The following is a 26,270-nucleotide window of genomic DNA, read 5'->3' as shown; positions in this document are numbered from 1 at the left end:
GAGCGGCATCGACGATCGTGCATGCCCGGCGTACGGTCGTCGCGGCACGCGTGGGAGGTCACGAAGCCTGCATTTTCGCGTGCTACGATCGGCGCGATGCAAGGCGCCGCGGAGGGCCGCCATGACCACGCTTTACGACACGCTCGGCGTCAACGAGCATGCCAGTCCGGACGAACTCAAGCGCGCGTACCGGAAGGCCACGATGAAGTGGCATCCCGATCGCAACGCGGGCAACGAAGCCGCCGCGCACGCGGCGTTCCAGGAGGTCAAAGCCGCGTATGCGATTCTGTCCGACCCGGCCCAGCGCGAAGAATACGACACGATCTTCGCGGCCGAAATGCGTCGTTGGACCGAACGGCACGAAGCGGAAGACCGCGCACGTGCTGCGCGCGAGCGCGCGGAACGCGAACGCACCGAGCGCGAGGCACGCGAACAGGCCGCCGCGCAGGCGCGTTATGCCGAACATGTCGCGAGCGCGATGCGTCATGCGGCGCAGGGCTATAACCGCGACGTCGTGTTCGGCGTGCTGCTCGGACGCGGATGCGATGCCGCCGAGGCGCAACGGATCGCGGATAGCGTATCGGCCTGGCACGGCACGCATGCGGACGTGAATCCCGACGTTCGGACCGCGGACGCCGTCGAGCCAAACGATATCGAGGAACGTGCGCAATCGGCGTCGACGGCCCGCGGCGATCGCGCAGCAATGCGCGTCGCCCCCGCCGGCGATGCCGACCGCGCCGACACGTCGCGCGCCGAAAGCCCGCGCAAAACCGCACATGCGCGCAAACCCGCTCAGACGCGCCCCGCCACCTCACCCGACAACACGACGCATGACACCCACGCCGAGACGCCCGCACACCTGTTCGGCACGCTCTGGTATCACTTTCTGAATGGGCTGAAGCCTTAGCCTTTTGCGCTTGCATCTCGCACGAGGTTACGTTCCACGCCGTGCTCTCGCTGTCCAAGCACCACGCTTTTTTGATGTCGGTCGAAATACAAATCATAGTTTGTATTTCTATTTTACAAATCAGATTGCGTATTTTGGATTTACAAACTAATATTTGTAAATCCAAAATACGCGATTCTGTTTGTATGAGCGACTTCACCGTTCGCACCGCAGAGCAGCTACCGGCGCTACTCCAGGGCTTTCGCAAGCAAGCCGGTTTGACCCAGGCCGAGGCCGCGATGCGGCTCGGCGTCACCCAGCAAACACTGTCGGCACTCGAACGCAACGCAGAAAAAGTCCGTGCCGATCGCCTGCTGCGCTTGCTGAGCATGCTCGGCGTCGAAGTGATCTTGCGTCAAGCGGGCGATACACCGTCAAGCCCGACCGAATCCGGGCCCGCGTGGTGAGCCCATGGGTCGACGCTCTCACACACGGGCCCTTGGGCTCTGGATGAATGGCATTTTTGTCGGCACATGGAGCACGCAGTCTCACGCCGTCGAAGCGCTCCAATACGACAACGCATGGGTTACCGCCGAGCAGGGGCGGCCGCTGTCGCTCTCGCTTCCTTTTACCCCCGGCAACGAAGCGCATCGCGGCGACGTCGTGCGCGCGTATTTCGAAAACCTGCTGCCGGACAGCAAGGCCATCCGGGAGCGCGTCGCGCGTCGCTTCAAGACGCAGTCCACCGATGCGTTCACCTTGCTCGCCGAAATCGGGAGAGATTGCGCCGGCGCGCTACAGATCCTGCCCGACGGGATCGCGCCGACCGATGTCACGACACTCCATGCGACGCCCCTGAGCGAGGCCGAGGTCGCACAACTCCTGCGCGACACCGTGGCGCCCGCTCAAATGGGCGGGCACGACGGAGACTTCCGCATCTCCATTGCAGGTGCTCAGGAAAAGACGGCCCTGCTGTACTTCAACGACCAGTGGTACCGGCCCCACGGCGCAACGCCGACATCCCACATCCTCAAACTCCCTCTGGGACGAGTCGGCAACATGAAACTCGACCTCAGCGAATCCGTCGAGAACGAATGGCTGTGCTCCGAGATTCTGGCGGCCTACGGCATACCCATCGCGCGCACCGCACCCGTTCGGTTCGAAGACATGAAGGTTCTCGCGGTCGAACGATTCGATCGGATGTGGTGGGACGAGCGAAACGGCGCGCGCGTGCTCTACCGACTTCCGCAGGAAGACATGTGCCAGGCCACCGGGACGCCGCCGCACCTCAAATACGAGGCCGATGGCGGCCCCGGGGTCAATCGCATCATGCGTCTGCTCGAGACCTCTCAGTACGCGGAGCGCGACACGCGAATATTCTTCCAGGCACAGGTTCTGTTCTGGATGCTCTGTGCAACGGATGGGCACGCGAAGAATTTCAGCGTGTTTTTGCGCCCGGGCGGCGCCTACGAACTCACGCCGCTCTATGACGTGCTGTCCGCGTATCCGCTTCTAGGCGACGGCCCCCATCAAATACCGCGCCTTCGTGCGAAGATGGCCATGGCCGTGCGCTCAAAGAACGCGCACTGGCGCATGCGCGATATTCAGCGCCGGCACTGGTTGAGTATGGGTGAACGCCATGGCGTCGTGACGGCCGACGGCCGGGAAGCACGATTCGTGGTCGATGCGCTCGCAGAACGCACGCCCGAGGTCGTGCGTATCGTTCGCGCGAAATTGCCGTACGATTTTCCGCAAGGTTTGGCCGACAGCATCCTCGACGGGCTACAGACCGCGGCCGACAAGCTCGCCGGCTAAGCCATCGCCCACTGCTTGGCGATCGCACTTCGACGTACGGGACAACGCAACGTCACGCAGGGCGTAACGGGAGATCTTCACATCCCCGCCAAGGCTCAACCCGCGCTCAAATATCGTTGCACGCGTTCAACGAGCAGTTCGCGCAGCGCATTGACCGTCGGCGACAGCATCAACCGGTGCGCGCAGACGAGATTGAGCGGCGCGACCTCGGCTTCGTAGTCGGACAGAATCGCTTCGAGGCGGCCGGCGCGCACGTCTTCGAGGACGTCGATACGCGATTTGTATGCGATACCGTGGCCCATGACCGCCCAACGCCGAACGATCTCCCCATCGTCGCTGACGCGGTCGCCATCGACGGTCACGACACTCGATTGCTCGCCGCGACGGAACGTCCAGCGCGAATGCACCGTCTCGCTCAGTGCAAAACGCAGGCAGTTATGGTGCGCCAGATCATCGGGATGCTCGGGCCTCCCATAGCGCGCGAGATAGGCCGGCGACGCAACGAGCACACGCCGGTTCGTGTGCGCAAGCGGCAGCACGATCAGCGTCGAGTCCTCGGGCACGCCGTATCGCACGGCGACGTCGACCGACTCCTTGAACATGTCGGCGACACGATCGCCGATGTGGATCTGCAAGCGCACGTCGCGGTGCCGCGCCTGAAACTCGTCGAGCCATTCGATGAGCACATGCCGTCCGAGATCCGACGGGATCGACAACGACAGCTCGCCGCCGATCGTCTGCCGACCGCGCGCCACGGCCATGCGGCCCGCCTCGACTTCGGCGAGCGCGCCGCGCGCGAACTTCAGATAGCGCTCGCCGTCAGGCGACAGCCGCAGACTCCGCGTCGAACGCGCAAGCAAGCGCGCGCCGACTTCGGCCTCGAGGCGCTTGAGCGCGGCGCTCGCCACGGCCGGCGACACATCGAGTTGCCGCGCGGCCGCGCTCAAACTGCCCCGATCGGCCGCGCTCACAAAAATGACGAGATCTTCGAGTCGAACCATCGTGGTTGTCCGCATTGATTGCCCCTCGGCAACCGAACCGTTATCGCACACGCAAGCACACCCATGCAAGCACACGTACGCCAGACACCACGCGATGCGTCCGCCCTCTAGTCGCCGAACTGGAACTGCTCGAACGCATGCAGGGCGTCGTCGATCCGCGCCTTGTGCAAGCCGGCGCTTCCGTGTCCGACCCAAGTCCATTGCTGAATCGTGAGCGCACGGCGCTCACGATCGGCCTTCAGATCGACGACCGCGACGATCGCGTCATCGATTCGCACGTTCACGAGTGCGCCGCACCGCACGCGCCGATCGATTACGTCGCGCATCTCGGGCTTGCGCATCGCATCGCGCGCCGCGACGGCTTGCGACTCGCCCACGCGTGGTCCTTCTCGACAAGCGCGTCGTCGTCGATATCGCGGATCGACAGTGCGCCTTGCTCGCGAATCCGCTTCATGACCTTGCGCACGTCTTGGGGAGTGACGGACTCGAACCACGCGATCGGCGACACTTGATGTTGCTTCATGTCGCTGACGAAATAGCGGAGATCGCGTGTCGGCACATACGACAGCGCGTGTGGCTTGGGCAATGGTGGCGCGACTACGCGGGCTCCCGATTTTCCGCCCGTCGCCCTGCACTCCCGAAACTCGTCACTGGCCAATCTGCGTCATGGATTTGAAATTCGATACACACGATACCACTAGACTCACTACTCGCCACTCGCCATTCTCATGAGTTCCATTTATGTACACTCGGACACCGCCTATTTCGCAGCATCGCGCCATGTCGTCTCAGTGGCGAGCGCCATCGCGTCCTGAATCGGAATCTGCTCAAGCGTCCCCGGCCTCATCGACTCTCGACATACCGCATGATTTTCAATGGATGGCGCTCTCGGCAGATGAACTGAAAGCCGCACTCGCCGGCAATCCTGCCGGGCGCGAGGATCGCACGCGCCTTTCTCAAGAACAACAGCAGCACTTCATTAGGCTGATCAGTCAACCCGTTGAGTCCCGTACGCTCCCGGATCTTGCAAACGCAGGCGTACTAAAGGACACGGTCAAAGTCTCAAGCATTCAACGCGGCAATCGGACAATCCATGTCATAGCCGAAAAGCCTTGCCTGTTGACGCGGCAATTGCTCGACATACCACGCTTCCAAGAAGCGCTTGCGCGTGTCACCGCCGGCATTCCGTACGGAATAGACTCATCCCTTTCAACACAATCAGAATTTCCCATATCAGCGGACAATCGATCAATGAGAGTTTGCGTTGACGCGCCCGAGAGCGATGTCTACGAAACACTCATCGAATACAATTCCACAAACGCTAGTGCGTGCTTCGATATCAAACTGAACCCAGCATTGCCGGAAAATGTTCCGTTTGAACTACGCTCACACGAGCGCATTCGAATTCACGAGCAAAATTCGGCCACCATTCAAGCCGCGTGGATTTCCGAGATTAATGCCAAATATATCGATGAAGTGTTGTCGGACGCGTTTCTCAAGGATTGGCTACTGCACGGCTATTTCAGGCAACGCTCCCCCGATCTCGACCACTATATCTCGAACCGCTGCGCACGCACGGAAGGCACGAGCCCCTTCTTTATATTCGACGCCGACCTGTCTGACTCGAATCTGAACGCGACGACGCTCAACGCGTTTTCACTTTTCTACGCACGGTTATCCGGCGCGACGCTCTATGACGCACGGATCGAGATCAAGCAAAAGATGCTACTCCTTCTGCTCAAGGGTGAGGCCCGAGATCGCTATGCGGAAAGCGATCTTGAAGGCCGTCTCCCTATCGCGCTGGCGTTCACGACTGAGAGACTTCGAAACAACGGCGCCATTGGCATCGTCGATTCAGGCTGCCGGATCGCGGAGACAGAAGGCGACGAATGCGGACCGGAATACCTCGTGACGATCAACAGCGAGCCCACCTCCCTCGCGGTGCAAAATCAAGCGCCTCCCCGTGCGATCCGTGTCGTGAGAACGGAATAAAGGCAATCCGGCCAGGACACTCCGACCCTTATGACGACATTTCCCTAAAGCAAAGACTCAATCCGGATTGGGCGCATAGACGGGCGCACGATCCGCGAAATAGATCCCGTGCGGCGAACGGCCCACGTGAATCGTATCGATAAGCTTGCGCGACGCGAGATCGATCACGCCGACATGACGCGCGAAACGGAACGTGACCCACAGCGTGCGCTTGTCGGCCGAGAGCTCCATGTCGTCGGGTCCGGGCAGCAGACCCGTGATGTCGTCGACCTTCGTGAGCGTCGTGTAATCGAGAATGCTGATCGTGCTCTCGACACGATTCGATACGGCGACGTGCTTGCCGTCGTCGAGATTGCGGAAGTTGTGCGCGCCGCGTCCCGTATGAATGCGCTTGACGACCTGACGCGTATGCCAGTCGACGACCGCCACATCGTCTTCGCCCGTCATGCCGACGAGCAGATACTTGTCGCCGGGCGTCATCCAGAGCCCGGCGGGCGCGTTACCGACCGGCATTTTCCAGAGCACCGTCTGGCTCGGCAAATCGATCGCCGCGAGTTCGCCCGAATCCTGCAGCGTCACGAAGACGGTCTTGTTGTCCGAAGCGAACGTGATGTGACTCGGCGTCTTGCCGAGCGGAATGCGTTTGGCGACCGTGAAGTTCTGTCCGTCATAGCGGTAGAGATCGACGCGATCGAGACGCAATGCCGCCGTCACGAACCACTTGTGATCCGGCGAAAAACCAAGTTGATAGGGATCCTCGATATCTTCGAGCCGCTTTTGGACCTTGCCCGTATGCGGATCGAGGAACATCAGGTCGTTCGAAATCGAATCGGCGACGATCAGCGACGACCCGTCGGGCGTGATCATCAAGTGATGCGGTTCCTTGCCGGTCGGCTCGGTCGACATGACCTTGTGCGAGGCCTCGTCGATCAGCGACAGCTCGGCTTCGGCCGAATCGAGTACGACGACCGTGCCGGCGGCCGCGGGCAGCGACCAGCTCGACATACCGATCGCGGCGCATGCGGCGGCGATCGACATCAGACGGATGGAGAAATCAGAGAGAAAAGACTTGGGCATAGTGAGTCGGTTCACAAACAACGTCGGCATGCGCATTGTACGCATGCCGCGAGACGGCCACAGACTTTGCGCGACCGCAGCCCCGATTCATTCATGCGCGCGCGCTTGCACGCATGCGCTTGAATGCCGCCGTTTAAAGCGCGCAAACCTCAAGCGCGCAAAAACACGCGCTCTCCCGCGAATCGATTCCCCGCTGAAAGGCTCGCGACACAATTTCTTTTCAGAATTGAAAGTATTGGGTCGTATAAACAGAGAGACACAGAGCGACGCTTAAGGAAATCTTAAGCGCCTCACGAGCACACTCGGCCGACTGTTTCTGGCGCGTGACGAGAATGGAGCTTGGGTTCATGACCGACGCCACATGGTGGATACATTCGATCGGCTATGGCCTCTGCGTGGCGGGCGCGGCATACGCATGCGGCGCGGCGTTCGCACTCGAACGCTTTCAGCCGCGCAAGCCTGCCCCGGCCGGCGCCGCAACGCGCGCCGTCTCCGTGCTCAAGCCGCTCTGCGGGGCCGAACCCCGATTGCTCTCTAATCTCGATACGTTCTGCCGGCAAACGCATCCCGACTACGAAATCGTGTTCGGCGTACGCTCGCCCGTGGACCCCGCGATCGCCGTGGTCGAGACGTTGCGCGCGATGCATCCGTCGCGCGACATCACGCTCGTCGTCGATCCGAGCGTGCATGGAAGCAATCCGAAAGTCAGCAACCTGATCAATATCGCATCGCACGCGCGCCACGACTGGCTGGTGCTCGCCGACAGCGACATCTCGGTCGACCCCGACTATCTCGTCGACGTGTGCGCGCCGCTCGCCGATCCGTGCGTCGGCGTCGTCACGTGCCTGTATCACGCGCGCAGCGCATCGGGATTCTGGGCGCGCATGGGCGGCGAGTTCATCGACGGCTGGTTCGCGCCGTCGGTCCGCGTCTCGGCGGCGATGGGTTCGCGCAATTTCGGCTTCGGCGCGACCCTCGCCTTGCGGCGCGACACGCTGTCCGCGATCGGCGGGTTCGAGGCGCTGCGCAATCGTCTCGCCGACGATTTCTGGCTGGCCGAATACGCGCGGCGACAGGGTCTGCATACCGTACTGTCGTCGGTGGTCGTTCATACGGATGTCACCGAACAACGCTTTGCTCACCTCTGGCAACGCGAGATCCGCTGGCTCCGTACGATTCGCACCTTGAATCCGGTCGGTTTCGCGTTCGTGTTCGTGACGTTTTCGTGGCCGCTCATCGCGCTCGGCGCATGCTTGAGCCATGCGACGCCGGGCTTCGCGATTGCGGGCATCGGCGCGGCCGCGCGGCTCGTTTCACGCTGGCGCACCCGTGCGCGCGGCGACGCCGGCCCGCCGCGCCTGCTCGATCTCGCTCTCGGTCCGATACGCGATCTGCTGCTGGCCGCACAATGGATTGCCGCATTCACGGGCGATCATGTGCTTTGGCGCAATACGAGTCTTTCGCTGCACGATAAAGCGGTCGACACCTCTCATCCCAATGCATTTGAATAAGCGATTCGACTGGACATGACCATGAAAAAGACGCTCTTCCTCCAGGCACCCTCGTTCGACGGCTTCGATGGCGGCGCCGGATCGCGTTATCAGGCCAAGCGCGAAATCAAATCGTTCTGGTATCCGACATGGCTCGCGCAGCCTGCGGCGCTCGTGCCCGGCAGCCGCGTGCTCGACGCGCCGGCCGACGAACTCGATGTCGAACAGGCGCTCGCGATCGCGCTCGAATACGAACTCGTGATCATGCACACGAGCAGCCCGTCGTTTCCGACGGATGCGAAATTCGCCGAGGAAATCAAGAAGCGCAATCCGTCGATCCTGATCGGCATGGTCGGCGCGAAGACCGCCGTCGATCCGCATGGATCGCTCGGCGCAAGCGATGCGATCGACTTCGTCTGCCGCGAGGAATTCGACTACACCTGCCGCGACGTCGCGAGCGGCATCGCGCTCAAGGACATCGCGGGCCTCAGCTACCGGCTCGCCGACGGTTCGATCGAGCATAACGGTCCGCGTCCGATGATCGAGGACATGGACGCGCTGCCGTTCGTCGCGCCCGTCTACCAGCGCGATCTCAAGATCGATAACTATTTCATCGGCTATCTCCAGCATCCGTACGTGTCGATCTATACAGGCCGCGGCTGCCGCTCGAAATGCACGTTCTGTCTGTGGCCGCAAACGGTCGGCGGTCACAAGTACCGGGTCCGTTCGGTCGAGAATGTGCTGGCCGAGGTCCGATGGATCAAGGAGAACATGCCCGAAGTCCGCGAAATCATGTTCGACGACGATACGTTCACCGACTTCAAGCCGCGCGCCGAGGAGATCGCACGCGGTCTCGGCAAGCTCGGGGTCACATGGTCGTGCAACGCCAAGGCGAATGTCCCCTATTCGACGCTCAAGATCATGAAGGAAAACGGGCTGCGCCTGCTGCTCGTCGGCTACGAATCGGGCGACGACCAGATCCTGCTCAACATCAAGAAGGGCCTGCGCACCGATATCGCGCGCCGCTTCAGCGAAGACTGCCGCAAGCTCGGCATCAAGATCCACGGCACGTTTATCCTGGGCCTGCCCGGCGAAACCGAAGAGACGATTCAAAAGACGATCGAGTACGCGAAGGACATCAATCCGCATACGATCCAGGTCTCGCTCGCGGCGCCCTATCCGGGCACGCGTCTCTATGATCAGGCCATCGAAAACGGCTGGATGGAAGACAACAAGACGATCAATCTCGTCAGCAACAAGGGCGTGCAATTGGCCGCGATCAGCTATCCGCATCTGTCGAAGGAACAGATCTACCACGGCGTCGAGCGCTTTTATCGAAGCTTCTATTTCCGTCCGAGCAAGATCTGGGAAATCGTCCGCGAAATGTTGAGTAGCTGGGACATGATGCAGCGCCGCTTGCGCGAAGGCGTTGAATTCTTCCGCTTCTTGCGCGCGCATGAAAGCTGAACCGGTTTGACGAGCCCGCCACGATGACCGCGCCCGGCCTCATCATCAACGCCGACGACTTCGGCCTGCACTCGCGCGTGAACCTCGCGGTCGAGCGCGCGTTCGCGCGCGGCGTGCTGACGTCGGCGAGTCTCATGGTCGGCGCCCCGGCCGCGCGCGAGGCCGTCGATATCGCGAAACGTCATCCCGCACTGCGCGTCGGCCTGCATATCGTGCTCGCCGACGGACGCGCGGTCAGCGCGCCGCCGACCATCGCATCGATCGTCGATCGCGACGGCATGTTTCCCGATGCGATGGCGCGCGAAGGCGTGCGCTTCTTCTTTTCGCCGCGCGCGCGTCGCGAGCTTGCGCGCGAGATCCGCGCCCAATTCGAAGCGTTCGCGGCCACGGGACTCGCGCTCGATCACGTGAATACGCACAAGCATTTCCATCTGCATCCGACCGTGCTCTCGCAGATCCTCGCGATCGGCCGCGAGTTCGGCATGCGCGCGATGCGCGTGCCATGCGAACCCGATGCGCCGTGGGCGCTGCGGCCCTGGCTCGCCTTGACGCGCGCGCGGCTCGCACGCGCGGGCATCGCGCATAATCGCTTCGTCGTCGGCATGCGCCGCACGGGCGCGATGGACGAACAGGCCCTGCTCGCCGCGCTCGACGATCTGCCCGACGGACTCAATGAAATCTATCTGCATCCGGCCGTCGCGGGCGACGGGCCGATCACGCCGACCATGCGCGACTACCGGCACGCCGACGAACTGACGGCGCTGCTCTCGCCACGCGTGAAAGCCGCGCTCGATCGGCTCGCGCTTCCGCGCGGCGGCTTTGCGGACTTTATCCGGACATGAAATACCTGACGCGTCTTTCCGCGCTCGCGGGCCTGCTGATCGCCGCATGGCTCGTCTACGATTCGCAGCCGCAAACGATCCTGAGCCTCATGCGCGCCGCCGGACCGGGCCTCGTGCTGGCCGCGCTCGCCCACCTGATGCCGATGCCGCTCAACGCACGCGGCTGGCAGATCCTCGTACGCGGTTCAACGCGTCCGTCATGGCTTCAGATGCTTCACTGCGTCTGGCTGCGCGAGTCGGTCAACGGCTTGCTGCCTGTCGCGCGCATCGGCGGCGAACTCGTGTCGTTCCGTCTGTTGCGCGGTTTCGGCGTGCGCCCATCGTGGGCCGCCGCAAGCATCGTGGCCGACATGCAGCTCACGTTGATCAGTCAGCTCATCTTCACGATGGTCGGCATCGGCTTCCTGTTCCGTCATGCGGACTCGCAAGCGCTCCAGGTCGCGAGCGATCTCGCATGGGGCGTCGTCGTGCTGCTGCCCGTCTTGATCCTCTTCGCGATGGTCCAGCACGCGCGGCCGTTCGAGCGCATCAGCCGCGTGCTCAACCATGCGACGAGCGGCAAACTCGAAGCGCTCGTCGGACATTCGGCGCGCATCGATCTCGCGCTCAAGCTGATTTGGCGACGTCGCGGCGACGTCATCCGCTATCTGTTTTTCTGGCAAACGGCGCAGTGTCTCGCGACGTCGGCAGAAATCTGGCTCGCGCTGCATTTCCTCGGCGCCGACGTGACATTCGCGCAGGCCGTCGTCATCGAGTCGCTGATTCAGGCGATCAGCAGCGCGGCGTTTTTCGTGCCCGCCGGCCTCGGCGTTCAGGAAGGCGGCTTCGTGCTGATCGGCGGCGCGCTCGGCCTCGACGCATCGACATGCCTCGCGCTCGCGGGCGCGCGGCGTCTGCGCGATCTGCTCATCTACGTGCCGGGTCTGCTCGCGTGGCAAATCGGCGAATTGCGTATGGGGCCGCGCGGCGCGGCCAAATCGGCTTCGTCGGTCTAAGCGGCGAAACGAAGCGTAGTCCGGTGTGACTCGCGCCCCGCGTCAAGGTCGAGATTCACCGCGCCGGGCGCGTCCGATCCGCGTACGGTCCGATGACAATGTCCGCCGAATTCGATGGCGCGGCAATGTCGAATGACACGCGCGTTTGCACATCGTCGTTGACAGCACCGTCGAAAGTCGGCGAGACTGCAGTCCATGAAGACCCGCCACGCCGCCATCGCGCAGATCATTATTCGCCCCATTCCTTGCAGGGTGGGCTAGCACGCGTCGGTATCTTCAGCACATGCAACCCGCCCCCGAGGCGGGTTGTTTGTTTTCCGCCTCCGGGATTGTCGCTTTCCACCCAGGAGCCCGGATGACACCCGAAAACGAAGCCGTCGCCGATGTGCACGCAGGCACGTCCCACACGACCGGACATGACGGCGCGTCCCGCGCGCACGTCACGGCGCGCGAAACCGACGCCACATCACACGCACCGACCTGCGACGATTACCTGCGTAAGATTCTGACCGCACGCGTCTACGATCTCGCGCGCAAGACATCGCTCGATCCCGCGCGCCAGCTTTCGACTCGACTGCGCAACACGGTGTGGCTCAAGCGCGAAGACACGCAGCCCGTGTTCTCGTTCAAGATTCGCGGGGCCTATAACAAGCTCATGCAGCTCGATCCCGAGACACGTGCACGCGGCGTCGTCACGGCATCGGCCGGCAATCATGCGCAAGGCGTCGCGCTCTCGGCAATGCGGCTCGGGATCCCCGCGGTCATCGTCGTGCCCGTCACCACCCCCGAAGTCAAGATCGATGCGATTCGCGCGCACGGCGGCCCGGCCGTCGAAATCGTTCAGCACGGTCAGTCTTACAGCGATGCCTACGAGCACGCGTTCGCGCTGGGCCAGGCGCGCGAACTGACCTTCGTGCCGGCCTTCGACGACCCCGACGTCATCGCGGGTCAGGGTACCGTCGGACTTGAGATCGTGAGTCAGCACCCAGGGCCCGTCGATGCGATCTTCGTGCCGATCGGCGGCGGGAGTCTCGCGGCCGGCGTCGCGGCCTGCATCAAGGCCGTGCGTCCCGAGATCCGCGTCATCGGCGTGCAGATCGAGGATTCCTGCGCGATGGCGCGCTCGCTCGACGCGGGCGCGCGCGTGAAACTCGACGACGTCGGACTCTTTTCCGACGGCACGGCCGTCAAGCTCGTCGGCGAGGAAACGTTCCGCGTTTGCCGTGCCTACCTCGACGACGTACTGATCGTCGACACACCGGCTTTGTGCGCCGCGATCAAGGACGTCTTCCACGAAACGCGGACCGTGCTCGAACCCGCGGGCGCGCTCTCGGTCGCGGGACTCAAGCAGTACGTCGAGCGCGAACGCATCGACGGCCGCACGCTGATCGCGGTCACGTCGGGTGCGAACATCAATTTCGACCGCGTGCGCTTCGTCGCCGAGCACGCGGGCATTGGGGAAATGCGCTAGTGCCGGATGCGTGCCCGCGCACATGACCGGCTCGACGCCGGAGCCGAAGCACGGCGCCTGCGGAACACGTCGATCCCGCCGATCCGGTAGATCGCGCGGATCACGCGACCGGCCGGATACAATTCGCCTTCATGTCCTTTGTCCGACCTTGGTCGCCTTGATCCATGCCTGATTCGAACCGAGCCTTTCTGCTCGGCACGCTGCTCAAACGGGTATCGCGTTCGTTTTATCTGACGCTGCGCGTGCTGCCCGCCGGCATGCGCGACCCGGTAGGCCTCGCGTATCTGCTTGCGCGCGCGGCCGATACGATCGCCGACACGTCCTTGATCGCGCCCGCGCAGCGGCTCGATCTGCTGCTCGCCTTGCGCGCTCAGGTCAACGGAGATCGCGACGACGGCACGCTCGCGCGGCGGCTCGCAACCGAGGTCGCCGGGCAACAGTCCGTCACGGATGAAAAGGTCCTGCTCGAATCGCTGAGCCCCGCGCTCGATATCCTCGCGCAGCTCGACGACGCGGATCGCGCGGCCGTACGCGGCATCGTGACGACCCTGAGCGAAGGCATGGAGTTCGATCTGCGCACCTTCCCCGACGAGCAATCGGGCCGCATCGTCGCGCTTGATCGGCCCGAGGCGCTCGATCGCTATACATACCTCGTCGCGGGCTGCGTCGGCGAGTTCTGGACGCAGATGACGTATGCGCATGTGCCGCGCGCGCTCAAGGGCGATCCGGCGGCAATCGTCGAACGCGGGATCCGCTTCGGCAAGGCACTGCAGATGACGAACGTGCTGCGCGACTGCGCGAAGGATTTACGGATCAGCCGCTGCTACTTGCCGTCGAGCGTGCTCGAACGTCACGGCCTCCATCCCGACGATCTGCTGCAACCCGACGCATCGGTCCGCGCGCGCCCCGTCCTCGACGAACTGCTGCGGACGACGCTCGGGCTCTATCGCGATGCGCTCGCCTACACGCTGTCGCTGCCGGGCCATGCGATCCGGCTGCGGCTCGCGTGTATCTGGCCGATCATGATCGGACTCGAAACCCTCGTGCTGCTCGCCGGCAACGACACCTGGCTCGATCCGCGGCACGCCTCGAAAATCAAGCGCAATGACGTCTACCGGATCCTCGGCTACTCGTTCGTTGCGGTCGCATCGGACTGTCTCGTCACGCGCTGGGCGAACCGGCTCATCGACGCGGTCGGCGCGCGGCTCGTACGCTGACGCTCAAGCGCGCGGCGCGGGCTCGTCGAGCAGGACCGGCGCGCCCTCGAGAAAGCGTTCGATGACGCCAAGCGAGTACGCACTTGCGCGTTCTTCGAGAAAGCGCGGGAAATCGCGGCCCGCGTCGCCGTCGGCCGAATCCGAAATCGTCCGCACGACGGCGAACGGCAGATCGTACGCATTGCAAGCCTGCGCGATCGCCGCGCCCTCCATCTCGACGGCAAGCGCGTCGGGCAACGCGTCGCGCAGTGCGCGCACGTCCTCGGCATCGCTGATGAATTGATCGCCGCTGACGATCAAGCCGCGATAGACACGCCCGATGCCGACCTGTTCGAGATGCTGCTCGGCCGCGCGCATCAGCGCGCTCGCAAGATCCGGGTGCGTCTCGAAGCGGCTCACGCCAAGCAAGGGCACTTCATAGCGCGGAAACAGCGGACTCGCGTCGAGATCGTGCTGAAGCAGCGTCTGCGCGACGACGATATCGCCGACGCTGACGCCATGCGCAAGACCGCCCGCCACCCCGACGAATACGAGCGATCCGATATCGAACGTGCGGATCAGCGTCGTCGCCGTAATCGCCGCGGCGACCTTGCCGACGCCGGCGAGCACGACGACGCAACGCCGCCCGAACAGTTCTCCGCTATAGAACTCGCGGCGTCCGACCGTATGCGATTCGACCGCGCGGCTGGTTCGCATCGCGTTGATCAGGGCGGTGATCTCGCCGGGCATCGCGGCAACGATGCCGATCGGCCGGTTCGAACCGGAATCGGAGACAGGGGAGCGCATCGGAACAATCATCAAGAGGCAACGGGACAGGCCGCCAGTATGCCATCCCGCGACCGCCGAACCCTTACGCGGAGAAATACGACATCGGCTGGACAAGATCCGCGTCATCCGCCGACTCGACCGCCGTCGACGATGCCTGCGGCGCGTCCCATCCGAAGAACGCGCGGATATCGGCCGCGCGGTGCATCGCGTCGCGCTCGCCGAGCGCCATGAGCTCGCACGTATAGGGCGCTTCGAACAGCAGATAACTCGCGAGCGCGCCGCCTTGCGCGCGCGGCCCTGCCTTGCCGACGCCCGCGCCGCGCAGCAACGCGCGAATCGGGCGCGGCAGCGCGTCGATATGCCGTGTCGCAATGTCGTCGAGCCGCTCGCTCGGCGCGATCATCAGAAACTCGATCGGACGCAGCGGCGTCTGTTCAAGCGCGTCGCGCGGCAACAGCGAGAGCGTATGGTTGATCCGCGCCATGCGTTCGACGTCGACGGCCAGCGCATCGAGAAAGATGTTCGAGAGCGCGTGACCCGCGATCTGCGCGATGCTCGGATACCGTCGCTCGGGCGCGCGTTCGACCTCGGGCTCCTGGAGCCGGCCCGCGCCGATCACGAGCATGCGTTGCGCGCCGAGATGGATGGCGGGCGCGAGCGGCGCGGTCTGCCGCATCGAACCGTCGCCGAACCAGACGTCGTGGCCCGCTTGTCGCAGACTTGCGGCCGGGAAGATGAACGGGATCGCCGACGACGCGAGCAAATGCGCGTGATCGATGCGCGTCGCGACCGCTTGCCGCTGCGATCGCGCCCACGGTTCGATCGGTTCGCATGCGTCATAGAACGTCACGTGTTGCCCCGTTCCATAACTCGACGCGGTGATCGCAAGCGCGCGCAGATGCCCGCGTTCGAGCATCAGCGGGATACGCTGCATCGGTATCCAGTGTTGTAACAGTTCAGCGAGCGGTGCGTTGTCGAGCAACGAGCGCGGCCGGATGCGTCGCCATCGCGCTAGCGCCCAGCCGAGCGAGAGCATGGTCGCCCAGCGCGCGCCGTTGCGGATGACGCCGAGCGAGTCGGCTCGATAGACGTGCTCGGCACTGAAGTTCTCCCAGACATGACAAAGCATGTCCACTGCCTTGCCGAATCGATCGGCACGACATGCGAGCGCCGCACTGTTGATCGCGCCAGCCGAAGTACCGACGATGATGTCAAATGGGTTGTCTGTCGGCTGGGATGTACGACGTGCGTCAGAAAGGCCGCGTGCATCCGGTGTCCGAGGTGCGCGGGCCGCGGCGCCGTGCGATGTCCGAGGGTCGAATGCCGGGAAGGATGTGCCGGATGATGATGAAAGCGCGGATGCATGAGAGCGTGCCTCTTGCCGCAATTGCGCGATCGCACGCAGCACGCCCACCTGATAGGCCGCACGCGCGCCACCGCCACTCAACACCAGAGCAGTTCGTGGTCGATCGTTCATCGCGATGGCCCGTAGGGAAAGCGCACCCTGTGCACGCGCAGGGCCTGCAACGATGGTTGCGGCACGCGCCTCGTGAGCCGTGCGGCTCCGAACCGTCAATCGAACGCCGGTGCGGCCGGTCGAACCGGTCCCGCGCCGACGCATGGCCGGCCTCGCCGGCTGCGCACCCAACCATCACCGTCGCCGCGCGGAACACCAGCGGCGATACCGGTACAACGGCACGCGATCGCCCCCGTTGGATAGGGACTTACCCCGCCGCACTTACCCCCGTCAGTCCTCGACGTCCGCGAGACTGAACAGCTCGGTCTGGTCGTTGTACGAGAACACTTCGGCGTAGCGGCCCCAGTTGATGACCGCATCGAGCGTTTCCTCGGCGGTTTCGTCGGCCAGGAAGTCTTCGAGCTCCTGTTCGAACCGCACGCGCGGCGCCTTGTTGCCCGGACGCTCGTTGAGCACTTGGCGGATCCGCGCGGCGAGCGGCACGTTCTTGAGCAGATGGTCCGCGAACATGACCTTGCGCGCCTGCGTGCCGAATTCGGCGAACACGCGCGCTTGCGGGGTCAGGAAGATATCGCCTTCGCGAACATCGGCGAAACCCAGATGCTGAAGAATTTCGGCGACCGGGAACAGGTCGTCGATTTCGAGCTGCAGCGAACGCGCGATGTCGGGCATGTCGGCGCGGCCGTGATACGGCGCCGCCGCGAGTGTTTCGATAAAGCCGGCCATCAAGTTCGTCGAGACCTGCGGCAAGGCGCTGCCGAGCGACAAACCCTTCTTCGCCGTCTCGCCGGTCGGGCGCACGGTCATCTTCGCGTAGATCTCGTCGACGAGCTGGCGGAACGCCGGATCGAGACGATTGCGCGGATGCGCGAACGGCACCTTGATTTCCGCGGTCAGACGGCCCGGATGCGACGACAGCACCATGATCCGGTCGCACATGAACACCGCTTCCTCGATGTTGTGCGTGACGATGAGCACCGACTTGATCGGCAGCTTGCCGTCGTTCCAGAGATCGAGCAGATCGGTGCGCAGCGTCTCGGCCGTCAGCACGTCGAGCGCCGAGAACGGCTCGTCCATGAGCAGCAAGGTCGGATCGACGACGAGCGCGCGCGCGAAGCCGACGCGCTGGCGCATGCCGCCCGAGAGTTCGCGCGGATACGCGTTCTCGAAGCCGTCGAGACCGATCAGGTCGATCGCCTTGAGCGCGCGTTCGCGACGCTCGCGCGCGCCGACGCCGAGCGCTTCGAGTCCGGCCTCCACGTTCTGCAGCACGGTCAGCCACGGGAATAGCGCGAAGGTCTGGAACACCATCGCGACGCCCTTGGCGGGACCCGTCAGCGGCTCGCCCATGTATTTGACTTCGCCGCCCGAAGGCTCGATGAGCCCTGCAATGATGCGCAACAGCGTCGATTTTCCCGAGCCCGAGCGGCCGAGCAGGCCGACGATCTCGCCCTGCTTGAGCGTCAGGTTGACCCCGTCGAGCACGAGGTTTTCGCCTTGGGTCTTGTCGAACCCGCGTGAGACGTTGTTGACTTCGAGCACCTCATGGCTCGAAGGCACGATCGACTCGGGGTGCTTCGGATGAACGGTCGTCGTGGTTGACATTGCTGATCCCTTTCAATCAAGTCTAGGCATGCGATTCAAGGCGATCCCGCGTCACGGACGATGCGGGGCGGTACGTATTCACGCGCGTGCCGCGCGGCGTCAGGCCGGCGCGAACGCGCGATGTCGCGACGACACGTCGCGCCCATGCTCGGTGAACGAAGCATCGGCGCGGCGCTGAATCAGATGCACGAGAAAGAAGACTTTGACGCGCACCGTCTGCCGAGTGGCGGGACGGCGGCTCTGGAAAGGGCTGGGGACGTCCTGCGGCTCAGGCAGTGAAACTGTTCGAAGATCGACTACTGCAACTGTCCAAGGCATCGGCCCCATTTGTAACGACGCCGGAATTCTAGACGTCTCGGGATCTGCCGGTCAACCCGCTTATGGGGCTCGGGCACGCAATGTGCCCAAACTGCGACGCTCCGCGCGAGCCGGTCGTTCAGATCGCGCCTCACGCCCCGTTACACGGGGCGTACGGGCCGAACGCGATGCGTGCGCGAATGCGACGGGCATGACGCGTGCTGAATGCGAATGGCGCCCCTCGCGCGGCGTCGGACGCGCATTTCGGCAGTCACGCCGCGGGCGCTCGACGCACTTTCAAGGAGCCACCTATGAAGACGAAAGCCCTCATCACCAGCGCAGCGATCGCGATCGGCTGCGTGACGACGGCCGGTATGGCGCAAGTGGCCGGATTGCAGCCGATCGGCGTAACCGCCGAGCAGTCCAACGGCCTGCTCAAAGGCTGGAGCGTACGCAAGGCCCTTGTCGACGAGCCGGTCTACAACGACATGAATAATCAGATCGGCAGCATCTACGACATCATCATTGCACCCGACCGCAAAGCGACCTACGCGATTCTTTCGGTCGGCGGCTTCCTCGGCATGGGCAAGCACTATGTCGCGGTCGACATCGACAAGTTCTCGATCCGCGACGGCAATCTGTTTCTCGCGGGCGCGTCGAAGGATGCGCTCAAGGCCGCGCCCGAGTTCGAGTACAACAAACTCGAGAAGGCGACCAAGCCCGAGAAGGTGTCGGTTCAATAAAGGTCCAGGCCGCGCTCCGCCGCGACGTTGCGCAGCAGCGCGAGAAAGCGGCCGTCGAACTGGCACTGGGCGAACACCGTCGTGCTGCCGAGTTCGACGCGCGCGAGCACAAACAGGATCAGCGTCGTTTTCTCGTTCGCGGAAACAAGCGTGCGCGGCGAACGCAGCAAGCCGGCCAGGCATTCGGCCGCGCGCTCGCGCAGCGCCGCGTCGCCGGTGCCGCCGCCTGCCGGCGCGTCCATCTGCCCCGCGTCGGCCTCGAGCACGGTACATAGATCCTGGATCGGAATCAGCGCGGGCGCACCCTCGCGCGCGACCGGCGATCCTTCGAGGATCGCGCGTGCAAACCGGTGTTCGAGCGGCGTGAGCCGCAGTGCATCCCCGAGCACCTCGAGCGCATTGGTCATCCAGCCTCCCTACATCGGCAATCCCGAAAATCCCGACAATCTCGACAATCGGACCCGCTCAATTCTCCAGTGCTTTGAGATTCAGCGCATACGACTGTCCGATCCAGACCGCGCGATCGCGGTGATCGCCGAGCGGATCGCCCGTGTTCGGATGAACGAAGACGTCGAGCGCGCCGTGATGCAGCACGAGCCATTCGACGACGCGCGGGAATTGCGCCGGTTCGAATGCGAGCTGATACGACCATTGCGGATGCGGACCGACGGGCCGCTCGTGAAAGCGGCCGAGCACGATGGCGTCGCCGATCTGCGTTTCGATCGTCTGCCTCAACGCCCATGCCGCATCGCGGCTCGATGCATCGAAATAGACGTGCGCGTGCCAGCTTGCAATCTGTCGCATGAGATCCCGTTATCGCGTGAATGACGCCAGTGTAGCGTGATCGGCCCGACGCGGCCGGCGCGGATTTCGCGACGAAATGTGCCGACGATCGTAACGATTCGAATCCGGCCGCGGCGCGCGCGACCCGGGTACTCCTGATACCAGTATCGCCAGTGGACTGTTTGGGCGGGGGACAGAGGCACTACTATCCTTGCATCTCGCCGACGCGCGCCTGCCCGGCACGCGGCACCCGAGCGGGACTCGCACAACGAATCGATGCCCCCGACGCCATGACTTCTCCTCAATCGACTCCGCCGACGCTCGACGCCGCCTCCGCGACGGCACAGGCGCAGGGCTTCGCGCATTGGCGCCGCAATCTCGCGGTCTGCGTATTCGGATCGTTCACGACGCTCGTCGCGATGACGCTGATGTTGCCGTTCCTGCCGCTCTACGTCGAACAACTCGGCGTATCCGATCACGCGGCGATCGTCGAATGGTCGGGCATCGCGTTCGGTGCGACGTTCTTTACGGCGGGGCTGACCGCGCCGCTCTGGGGCAGGCTCGCCGATCGCTACGGACGCAAGCTCATGCTGATTCGCGCGAGCCTCGGGATGGCCATCGTGATGTCGTTGATGGGCATGGCGCATTCGGTCTGGCAGCTCGTCGCGCTGCGTCTCGCGGCAGGCTTGCTCGGCGGGTATGCCTCGGGTTCGACCGTGCTCGTCGCGACCCAGACACCGAAAGCGCGCTGCGGATGGGCGCTGGGCGTGCTGTCGTCGGGCATCATGGCCGGCAATGTCGCGGGACCGTTGATCGGCGGCTTCATCGCACCCGTGATCGGCATCCGCGCGACGTTCCTCGCGTCGGGCGCGCTGATTTTCCTGACGTTCATCGGCACCGTGCTCCTGATCAAGCGCGACCGGCCCGCGCAGGCCAAGCGCAAGGGGGAGGGACCGACGGGCTGGGCCGCCGTGCCCGACAAACGCCCGCTCGTCGCGATGCTCGTGACCGGCATGCTGCTGCTGTTCGCGAACATGTCGATCGAGCCGATCATCACGGTGTATGTCGCGCAGCTCGTCCCCGCGCACCAGGTCACGATGATCGCCGGTGTCGTGATGTCGGGCACGGCGCTCGGCAGCATTCTTTCGGCGTCGCGGCTCGGCAAGCTCGCGGACCGCGTCGGCCACTGGAACGTGATCGTCGGATGCCTGACCGTCGCCGGGCTCCTGATGATCCCGCAGGCGTTCGTCACGCGCGGATGGCAGTTGATCGCGCTGCGCTTCGCGCTCGGGCTTTCGCTCGGCGGCCTGTTGCCCTGCGTGGCGAGCGTGATCCGGCACAACGTACCGCCCGACGTCGCGGGCTACATGCTCGGCTATTCGATTTCCGCGCAGTACACGGGGCAAGTGCTCGGCCCCGTCGCGGGCGGCTATGCGGGCGGTCACTTCGGCATGCGCTCCGTGTTCTGGGGCACGGCCGGCATCCTGCTCGGCGGCGCGGCGTTCAACCGGCGCTCGCATGCCGCATTCACCCGCTCGCGCGGTGCGCGCGCCGAGGATCGCTTGCGGGAGACGCCGCGCGCTTAGCCGTGCTTGAGTCTCGCCCTCGTCATGCTTCAGTTGCGCCTTAGTCATCCGCTAAAGCGTGATCGACGATGCCTTAGCCGCGCTTTAGTCGTGCTTTAGTCGCGCCTTAGCATGCCTTAGCCATGCGTTGGGCGTGCGTTAGCCATGCGTTGGTCATGCCTTAGCGGCGCTTGAGCCGTGCCTCACATCCGCGCCTAAACCCGACGACACGTGGCCCGATTCACGGCGCGCACGCGCAAGGGTTGTTACGGATGCACGGACGCCTTTGCGCCGTCGATATCCCAGGGACAAGACGTGGACGCCGGACGTCGGCACGTGCCGATACGTCGGGCGAGCCGGCCTCAGCCGAATGCATCGAACCACAGGGGACATCGAGATTATGCTTTTCGGGTTTTTACGAGGAGGACGCACGCCCGCAATCTTCGGCGACATCGCGACCCAGGCGGGCGAACTCGGCATCGAGATCTGCGATGTGTCCGGGCATGTCGACGAGGTGGCCATGCGCGTCGGGCGCCAGACCCAAGTCTGCGAGACGCTGCGCGAATCGGCCGCGCAAACGATGGACGGCAACCGCCGCATCGCGAGCGCCGCGCGCGCGATGCGCGACGTGTCGATGCGTGCGGCCACCGGCGTTCAACAGTCGCAACAGACGCTCGACGCGTCGCTGGCCGATATCCACGGCCTCGTCGAAGGCGTCACGGTCATCGAAGCGCAGATCGCCTCATTGCGCGCCGCGCTCAAGCATGTGAGCACGGTGTCCGAAGAGATCTCGACGATCGCGCGACAGACCCATCTGCTCGCCCTCAACGCCGCGATCGAGGCCGCCCGTGCCGGCGAGCGCGGGCGAAGCTTCGCGGTCGTCGCCTCCGAGGTCAAGACGCTGTCGGCCAAGACATCCGAGGCCACGAGCCAGATCGAACAGACGCTCGCCCAACTCGCCCGCCAGACTGAACAACTGATCAGCGAGGGCACGGTCAACACCGAGCGCGCGCATCGCGTACGCGAAGGCACACGCACGATCGGCGAGATCGTGCACGCGACCGGGGACGCGATCACGCAACTGAACGACGAAGCCGACCAGATCGCGACGCTGACCGGCGATATCGAGGCGCAATGCACGGGGCTCGAGGCCCAGGTCCTCGATATGGCTTCCGATGTCCAGGATTCGAGCGCGAACTTCGCGCAAGCGAAGACGCGGCTCGGCAAGCTATTGAGCGTCTCGGAGACGCTCATCGAGCTGACGGCCGAGACCGGCATCGAGACCGAAGACACACGCTTCGTCACGGCGGTCGAACAGAACGCGGCGAAAATCGGCAAGCTCTTCGAGGCCGCGCTCGAGCGCGGCGACATCACGCTCGCCGAGTTGTTCGACGAGCAGTATCAACCGCTGCCGGGCACGAATCCTCCGCAACACATGACGCGCTTCACGGCGTTTACCGATCGCGTGCTGCCCGCGATCCAGGAGCCGCTGCTGTCGTTCGATCCGCGCGTCGCGTTTTGCGCCGCGATCGATCGGCACGGCTATCTGCCGACGCATAACCGCAAGTTTTCGGAGCCGCAACGCGACGATCCCGTCTGGAACGCGGCGAACTGTCGCAATCGACGGATCTTCAACGACCGGACCGGAAGCGCCGCGGGCGCCAATACGAAGCGCTTTCTGCTTCAGACGTATCGGCGCGATATGGGCGGCGGCGAGTTCGTGCTGATGAAGGACGCGTCGGCGCCGATCACGGTCAACGGACGCCATTGGGGCGGTCTGCGCATCGGCTATCGCGTTTGACGGATTATTTGTGCGCGTTGGGTTCGTTGGGTTCGTTGGGTTCGTTGGGTTCGTTGGGTTCGTTGGGTTCGTTGGGTTCGTTGGGTTCGTTGGGTTCGTTGGGTTCGTTGGGCTCTTGGGCTCTTGGGCTCTTGGGCTCTTGGGCTCTTGGGCTCTTGGGCTCTTGGGCTCTTGGGCTCTTGGGCTCTTGGGCTCTTGGGCTCTTTGCGCGCAGGATCCGGCAATGTGCGACATCTATCCATCTACGACTAGATAGATGCCTCCACGCAATGCGGCACGCGATCGCACAGGACCGCACAGGGCCGCACAGGATCGGCCGGTCCGACGGACGTGTTTTCGATCGAAATCGAGCGATTGTCACGGCCGATCGAATAACACCGAATCGCAGCAACACGAAGCAACACAAGGCAACCCGAAGCAAACCCAAGTCGATCGCGACGAATCGCTCGGCTTCTTGTCTCCTCGCGTTATTTATCGAGTCATCTATCTACTTAGAGATAGGTGACCCCAAAAATAACTCAACTTTTGGAAGTCGCCCAAGCACCTGCGTAGACCTGCCTAAGACCCACCTAAGCACCCGCCTAAGCATCTACCTAAGCGCCAGCCTAAACACTTACCTAAATACCTGTCTAAGCACCGACCAATGGTCCGCCCAAACACGGACTTAGATACTCAACTAAGCCATCGCCCATGCAATGACCTAACGACCCGCCTAAGCACCTGCTAAGCACCTGCTAAGCACCCCACGTTAACCCCAGCGCCGAGCCCGTTTTCGAACCCAATCGTTTCGAACCCTGTCTTTTTGCCTTCACCCTGCGCGAGGCCGACATTGTCGCGGCGGACGCGGTCATACACGGTCCGGCATCCGCCTCGCGCTAACGAACCTTGTACGCCGCGGTCACCTCTTCGAGTCGTGACCTCACGCCGAACAAGCGGCTCGCAAGCACCGCGCCCTGAAATGCCGAATACAGCACGCGCCCCGCGACCTCCGGCTTGCCCGTGTCGACGAGCGTGCCTTGCCGTTTGCCTTCGGCGAGCAATTTCCCGAGCCATGTTTCATTGCTCCGAAAAAAACTCTGGACCGCCTGCTTGACGTTCTCGGGCAACGACGCGATATCGGCGGCCAGCATGCCGCACAGGCAAATCTGGTCGCCGTCGCCGAGCACTTTGCCGAACAGCCGCGTATAGCGGTCGAGCCGCACGTCGGCCGGCAGCGACGAATCCATCGCGTACATCTCGGCCAACGTCTCGCTGCTATAGGTATTGACGGCCTCGAGAATCAGGTCGTCCTTCGAGGGAAAGTAATAGTGAATGCTCGATGTCTTGACCCCGACGAGCTCGGAGAGATCGCGGTAGCTGAACCCATTGAATCCCCGCAGCATGATCAGGGTCTGGGCGTATTCGACAAGCTGTTCACGGACGGTTCGCGTTTCCATGTGCGCAATGTTATCTATCAGTAGATAGATTTTCAATGATGTCAAAGGAGCAGCAAGTCAAAGGAGCGGCAAAGAAGCTAAAAAGGACGTCAAAAACGACACTCAGCACAAACCACGCTAAGCGCAACACCGCAACATGCGGCTCAACACCAGGCTCGACACTCAGCACCGCGCCAAGCACACCGGCAAGCACAACACCCAGCCCAGCCGATACGCAGCCAACACGCCGCGCCACACCCGACACGCGGTCCAACACAACGCCAAACACGACCTCAGCCCCACCACGAATCGAGGCCCCGAGCCAACCAGAGCCTCGATATCGCTCGATATCAGGCGTTCGCGACGCGATAACACCCGCGTCCGGCAAGTTTGGCTTCGTAGAGCGCGCGATCGGCGATGCGCAGCGTCGTGTCGAGTTCGAAATCGCCGCGCACGAGCGCGACTCCGATGCTCACGCCGATTTCCGCCGAATAGTCGCCGAGTTCATACGGCCGGCCGACGACGTCCACGAGATGCCGCGCGACCTGTTCGGCTTCCGACAGCAGATTGCCGTCACCCTTGCGCAGCAGGACCGCGAACTCGTCGCCGCCCAGACGCGCGACGAGCGCCTTCTCGGGCAAAGAGAGCCGGATTCGGTCGGCAACATGCCGCAGCAGGACGTCGCCCAAGACATGTCCGAGCTTGTCGTTGACGACCTTGAAGCCGTCGAGGTCGAGATAAAGCAACGCGATTTGCGCGTCGGTACTCGCCTCATCGATGACTTCCCAGAGCCGGCGCCGGTTCGCGAGCCCGGTCAGCGGATCATGCGACGCGAGAAACGCGATCTGCTCGTTGCTTTCGACGAGTTCGAGTTGACGCGCCCGCGCTTCGAGCAATTCGACGACAGTCGACGCCATATCCGAGAGGATCGCGCGATCGCTGCCCGCGAATTCCGACTGCGGCGCCGTGTCGAGAATGCAGAGCGAACCGACGCACGCACCCGACGGCGTGATCAGCGGCGCGCCCGCGTAGAACCGGAAAAACGGGAAATTCGCGACGACGGGCGCATTGACGAATCGAGGGTCCGCCAATGCATCGTGTACGACGAATACTTCCTCGCTGCGGATCGTCTCGCTGCAGAACGCCATATGCCGCGGCATCTCGGTCGCCTCGGTCCCGTATTTCGACTTGAACCAGAAACGATCCCGGTCGACGAGCGAAAGCGTGCAGACCGGCCTGCCGAATATATTCGCCGTCAGCTTGGTTACCCGGTCGAAGTTCGGCTCAGGCGGCGTATCGATTATTCGATACATCCGCACGAGATCGTCTTGCGCCTCTTTCGAATCAATGATCACGTCCGATGCTCCGCTTTTGACTTGGATAGAAAACAGAACGATCCGGGCCTGTTATCGACCATAGGCTATTGTGATGTCAAATATGCTCACGCAAATCAGCATTGCACCTTATTTTCCGAACATCTCGATTCCCGCTTGCGTTCGCGCCGATTTTAAGCTTGGCGCGCGCGGCGACACCGGACGCACTTGCGGACGGCGCGCGCGACGC

At 63.5% G+C, this 26,270-nt stretch carries 23 protein-coding genes and 1 pseudogene; 13 read left to right on the top strand and 11 right to left on the bottom strand.

What is annotated here, in order from left to right; translation table 11 throughout:
* Window positions 1–121 precede the first annotated feature (121 nt).
* From D7S86_RS17850 to D7S86_RS17840, 3 genes are all read left to right on the top strand, one after another.
* Entirely contained in the window at window positions 122–907 is a 786-nt protein-coding gene (locus D7S86_RS17850) for a J domain-containing protein (RefSeq protein ID WP_121088224.1), read from the top strand.
* A 185-nt stretch (window positions 908–1,092) separates the two neighbouring features.
* The gene (locus D7S86_RS17845; RefSeq protein ID WP_121088223.1) at window positions 1,093–1,353 is read left to right on the top strand and encodes a helix-turn-helix transcriptional regulator; all 261 of its coding nucleotides are present in this window, start codon (window positions 1,093–1,095) and stop codon (window positions 1,351–1,353) included.
* Window positions 1,354–1,357: 4 nt separating this feature from the next.
* Window positions 1,358–2,701 carry a type II toxin-antitoxin system HipA family toxin gene (locus D7S86_RS17840; RefSeq protein WP_121088222.1) on the top strand — a complete coding sequence of 448 codons (1,344 nt, stop codon included), beginning with the start codon at window positions 1,358–1,360 and terminating at the stop codon, window positions 2,699–2,701.
* Between the two features lie 95 nt (window positions 2,702–2,796).
* Here the strand turns inward: D7S86_RS17840 and D7S86_RS17835 are convergent, their stop codons facing one another.
* The 3 genes from D7S86_RS17835 to D7S86_RS30695 form a co-directional block, all read right to left on the bottom strand.
* Window positions 2,797–3,702: a LysR family transcriptional regulator gene (locus D7S86_RS17835; protein ID WP_121088221.1), complete on the bottom strand. Its 906-nt coding sequence runs from the start codon at window positions 3,700–3,702 to the stop codon at window positions 2,797–2,799.
* Window positions 3,703–3,809: 107 nt separating this feature from the next.
* Window positions 3,810–4,079, bottom strand: a complete 270-nt coding sequence (locus tag D7S86_RS29985) for a hypothetical protein (protein ID WP_205962849.1) — start codon at window positions 4,077–4,079, stop codon at window positions 3,810–3,812.
* Complete coding sequence (locus D7S86_RS30695) at window positions 4,016–4,225, bottom strand: hypothetical protein (protein ID WP_420813259.1); 210 nt, start codon at window positions 4,223–4,225, stop codon at window positions 4,016–4,018. Before D7S86_RS30695 ends, D7S86_RS29985 begins: the two co-directional genes overlap by 64 nt.
* A gap of 356 nt (window positions 4,226–4,581) precedes the next feature.
* Between D7S86_RS30695 and D7S86_RS29210 the strand changes: the two genes are divergently transcribed.
* A complete protein-coding gene (locus D7S86_RS29210; protein WP_147432380.1) occupies window positions 4,582–5,694 on the top strand; it encodes a hypothetical protein in 1,113 nt (370 codons plus the stop codon).
* A gap of 57 nt (window positions 5,695–5,751) precedes the next feature.
* Here D7S86_RS29210 and D7S86_RS17820 read toward each other — a convergent pair whose 3' ends face one another.
* Window positions 5,752–6,771: a YVTN family beta-propeller repeat protein gene (locus tag D7S86_RS17820; RefSeq protein WP_420813255.1), complete on the bottom strand. Its 1,020-nt coding sequence runs from the start codon at window positions 6,769–6,771 to the stop codon at window positions 5,752–5,754.
* Window positions 6,772–7,118: 347 nt separating this feature from the next.
* On the opposite strand from D7S86_RS17820, the gene hpnI reads away from it, so the two are divergent.
* From hpnI to D7S86_RS17790, 6 genes and pseudogenes are all read left to right on the top strand, one after another.
* Complete coding sequence (gene hpnI, locus D7S86_RS17815) at window positions 7,119–8,282, top strand: bacteriohopanetetrol glucosamine biosynthesis glycosyltransferase HpnI (protein WP_121088218.1); 1,164 nt, start codon at window positions 7,119–7,121, stop codon at window positions 8,280–8,282.
* A gap of 21 nt (window positions 8,283–8,303) precedes the next feature.
* Window positions 8,304–9,728: a hopanoid biosynthesis associated radical SAM protein HpnJ gene (hpnJ, locus tag D7S86_RS17810; RefSeq protein WP_121088217.1), complete on the top strand. Its 1,425-nt coding sequence runs from the start codon at window positions 8,304–8,306 to the stop codon at window positions 9,726–9,728.
* Window positions 9,729–9,751: 23 nt separating this feature from the next.
* Complete coding sequence (gene hpnK, locus D7S86_RS17805; RefSeq protein WP_121088216.1) at window positions 9,752–10,570, top strand: hopanoid biosynthesis-associated protein HpnK; 819 nt, start codon at window positions 9,752–9,754, stop codon at window positions 10,568–10,570.
* A complete protein-coding gene (locus D7S86_RS17800) occupies window positions 10,567–11,565 on the top strand; it encodes a lysylphosphatidylglycerol synthase domain-containing protein (protein ID WP_121088215.1) in 999 nt (332 codons plus the stop codon). Before hpnK ends, D7S86_RS17800 begins: the two co-directional genes overlap by 4 nt.
* 493 nt (window positions 11,566–12,058) lie before the next feature.
* A pseudogene (gene ilvA / locus D7S86_RS17795) lies at window positions 12,059–13,033 on the top strand (threonine ammonia-lyase, biosynthetic); the annotation flags it as partial.
* Between the two features lie 167 nt (window positions 13,034–13,200).
* On the top strand, window positions 13,201–14,253 hold the full coding sequence (locus D7S86_RS17790) for a phytoene/squalene synthase family protein (protein ID WP_121088213.1): 1,053 nt from the start codon (window positions 13,201–13,203) through the stop codon (window positions 14,251–14,253).
* Between the two features lie 3 nt (window positions 14,254–14,256).
* Here the strand turns inward: D7S86_RS17790 and D7S86_RS17785 are convergent, their stop codons facing one another.
* From D7S86_RS17785 to D7S86_RS17775, 3 genes are all read right to left on the bottom strand, one after another.
* Window positions 14,257–15,039, bottom strand: coding sequence for a 5'-methylthioadenosine/adenosylhomocysteine nucleosidase (locus tag D7S86_RS17785; protein WP_121088212.1), 783 nt, complete (start codon window positions 15,037–15,039; stop codon window positions 14,257–14,259).
* Between the two features lie 64 nt (window positions 15,040–15,103).
* The gene (locus D7S86_RS17780) at window positions 15,104–16,498 is read right to left on the bottom strand and encodes a patatin-like phospholipase family protein (RefSeq protein ID WP_121088211.1); all 1,395 of its coding nucleotides are present in this window, start codon (window positions 16,496–16,498) and stop codon (window positions 15,104–15,106) included.
* Between the two features lie 270 nt (window positions 16,499–16,768).
* Window positions 16,769–18,103, bottom strand: coding sequence for an ABC transporter ATP-binding protein (locus tag D7S86_RS17775; RefSeq protein ID WP_121088210.1), 1,335 nt, complete (start codon window positions 18,101–18,103; stop codon window positions 16,769–16,771).
* Window positions 18,104–18,711: 608 nt separating this feature from the next.
* Here D7S86_RS17775 and D7S86_RS17770 point away from each other — a divergent pair.
* On the top strand, window positions 18,712–19,143 hold the full coding sequence (locus D7S86_RS17770; RefSeq protein ID WP_121088209.1) for a PRC-barrel domain-containing protein: 432 nt from the start codon (window positions 18,712–18,714) through the stop codon (window positions 19,141–19,143).
* Here D7S86_RS17770 and D7S86_RS17765 read toward each other — a convergent pair.
* Both D7S86_RS17765 and D7S86_RS17760 read right to left on the bottom strand, forming a co-directional pair.
* Window positions 19,137–19,550, bottom strand: coding sequence for a hypothetical protein (locus tag D7S86_RS17765; RefSeq protein ID WP_121088208.1), 414 nt, complete (start codon window positions 19,548–19,550; stop codon window positions 19,137–19,139). The two genes, D7S86_RS17770 and D7S86_RS17765, sit on opposite strands and share 7 nt — an antisense overlap.
* 58 nt (window positions 19,551–19,608) lie before the next feature.
* Window positions 19,609–19,947, bottom strand: a complete 339-nt coding sequence (locus D7S86_RS17760; RefSeq protein WP_121088207.1) for a DOPA 4,5-dioxygenase family protein — start codon at window positions 19,945–19,947, stop codon at window positions 19,609–19,611.
* 269 nt (window positions 19,948–20,216) lie between these two features.
* Between D7S86_RS17760 and D7S86_RS17755 the strand changes: the two genes are divergently transcribed.
* Window positions 20,217–21,512, top strand: coding sequence for an MFS transporter (locus tag D7S86_RS17755; RefSeq protein ID WP_121088206.1), 1,296 nt, complete (start codon window positions 20,217–20,219; stop codon window positions 21,510–21,512).
* 379 nt (window positions 21,513–21,891) lie between these two features.
* Window positions 21,892–23,292, top strand: a complete 1,401-nt coding sequence (locus D7S86_RS17750) for a methyl-accepting chemotaxis protein (RefSeq protein WP_121088205.1) — start codon at window positions 21,892–21,894, stop codon at window positions 23,290–23,292.
* A gap of 875 nt (window positions 23,293–24,167) precedes the next feature.
* Here the strand turns inward: D7S86_RS17750 and D7S86_RS17735 are convergent.
* A complete protein-coding gene (locus D7S86_RS17735) occupies window positions 24,168–24,728 on the bottom strand; it encodes a TetR/AcrR family transcriptional regulator (protein WP_121088203.1) in 561 nt (186 codons plus the stop codon).
* 329 nt (window positions 24,729–25,057) lie between these two features.
* Window positions 25,058–26,062, bottom strand: a complete 1,005-nt coding sequence (locus D7S86_RS17730) for a sensor domain-containing diguanylate cyclase (protein ID WP_121088202.1) — start codon at window positions 26,060–26,062, stop codon at window positions 25,058–25,060.
* Between the last annotated feature and the right edge of the window lie 208 nt (window positions 26,063–26,270).

The sequence above is a fragment of the Pararobbsia silviterrae genome, assembly GCF_003628125.1.
Taxonomy (GTDB): Bacteria; Pseudomonadota; Gammaproteobacteria; order Burkholderiales; family Burkholderiaceae; genus Pararobbsia; species Pararobbsia silviterrae.
The sequence above is the reverse complement of the archived record's forward strand: the minus strand, read 5'-3'. Positions and strand labels throughout refer to the sequence as shown.